Origin of the sequence: Pseudomonas sp. CM25 (assembly GCF_013179705.1) — a bacterium.
Classification (GTDB): Bacteria; Pseudomonadota; Gammaproteobacteria; order Pseudomonadales; family Pseudomonadaceae; genus Aquipseudomonas.
Genome location: NZ_JABMCW010000611.1, coordinates 1 through 1,671, shown reverse-complemented (window position 1 = coordinate 1,671; position 1,671 = coordinate 1). Strand labels below are relative to the sequence as shown.

The window sequence follows — 1,671 nt, the reverse complement described above, 5'->3', positions numbered from 1 at the left end:
AAGGGGCGTAGACACCGAGGTCGGTGGCGTACAGCATGGAGCGAATCATTCGACCTCCTCGACTGCCGCTGCGGCAGAGCAAGCTTCAGCTTAGCAGCGCGCCAGCCCCACGCCTGCCCGTCCGGCGCACTGCGGACGCGGGCTGCAGCGCCACCCCGGCGAGCCCGACGCCGCCCTCAGCGGGGCTGTGCAGCGTTATCGATGAAGGCCAGCGCCTGGTACAGCATCTCAATGCGCGGCAAGCTGCAACCTGCCGCCCGCGCCCGGGCCAGCGGCTCGGCATAGATGGCCTGCAGTTCCAGCGGGCGCTTGCAGACATGGTCGTGGTACATGCTTGGCCAGTAGTCGGGCATACGCTCGGTCACCTGGAACAGGTGCTCGGCATAGCCCTCGGGCAATGCATGGCCACACGCCGCCGCGCCAAGTACCACCTCGGCCATCAACGCCTGGATCAAAGCGCGGCTATGCCTGTCGGCCATAAGCGGCGTGGTGCTGGCACCGAGCAGCACCGACAGCCCGTTGTAGGGCACGTTCCACACCAGTTTCTGCCAGCGTGCCAGGGCCAGGTTCGGCATTGCCTGCGAGTCGATGCCCGCCGCCTGGAACAATCCCGCGCCTGCGCTGACCAGCGCAGCACCGCCATCAGCGGCCGGCCCACTGTGATAGCCCAGGTTGATTGCACCCAAGGCCTGGTGGCGGATTACGCCGGGCGCCTGCCGGTTGACACAGATAAAGCACAGGCCACCGAGCAGGTGCATGTCGCTGCGCAGGGCCGGGCGCAGCTGCTCTTCCACGCCCAGGCCATTCTGCAACAGCAGCACCTTGGCGCCAGGCGCAGCCGCTTGCACGATCAACGGTGCCAGCTGGTCGTTGCTGGTGGCCTTTGCACCGATCAGCAACCAGTCGCAGGGCGGCATGTCGGTGGCATCGGCATAGGCCTGCACCTTCATCTGCAGCGCACCGTGCACCGCACTGTCCACGGCCAGCCCGTGCTCACGAACGGCCTGGTAATCGCTGCGCAACAGAAAATGCACATCGAAGCCGGCCCGAGCCAGCATCAACCCATAAAAGCCGCCGATTGCGCCACTGCCGATGATGCCGATGCGCGGTGCGTGCAGATGCATGCCGATCTCCAGGTATAAAGTCAGCCCCCTTTTTACACAGGTTGCGCAGTGCTGGGCAGCCCATGCGTGGCAAACCCGCGCCATCAGGGAAAAACCCCACGCTGACGGGGCAAAGCCCATTGTCGCGCCACCTGTAACGCGCTAAGGTTCTGCTCCCCGCTGCGATTATTCTTGCTGCTGGGCCGCACGGGGATAGTTGGCGGCCGGCACCCGTGACCTGACGAGTAACACGATGGCTGATTTACCGATCGATGACTTGAACGTTGCCTCCAACGAGACCCTGATCACCCCCGATCAGCTCAAGAAGGAAATCCCCCTCAGCGCCAAGGCCCTGCAGACCGTGACTGCCGGCCGTGAAGTGGTGCGCAATATCCTCGACGGCAAGGACCATCGCCTGTTCGTCGTGGTCGGCCCCTGCTCCATCCACGACATCAAGGCTGCCCACGAATACGCCGAGCGCCTGAAGGTGCTGGCCGCAGAAGTGTCCGATACGCTGTACCTGGTCATGCGTGTGTATTTTGAAAAGCCGCGCACCACCGTTGGCTGG

Annotated in this window: 1 protein-coding gene and 1 pseudogene; one reads left to right on the top strand and one right to left on the bottom strand. The window is 64.4% G+C overall.

The window, feature by feature from the left end:
• Positions 1–176 precede the first annotated feature (176 nt).
• Positions 177–1,124 carry a putative 2-dehydropantoate 2-reductase gene (locus HP546_RS29975; RefSeq protein ID WP_172233424.1) on the bottom strand — a complete coding sequence of 316 codons (948 nt, stop codon included), beginning with the start codon at positions 1,122–1,124 and terminating at the stop codon, positions 177–179.
• Positions 1,125–1,356: 232 nt separating this feature from the next.
• Here HP546_RS29975 and HP546_RS29970 point away from each other — a divergent pair.
• Positions 1,357–1,671: pseudogene (locus HP546_RS29970) on the top strand (3-deoxy-7-phosphoheptulonate synthase); the annotation flags it as partial.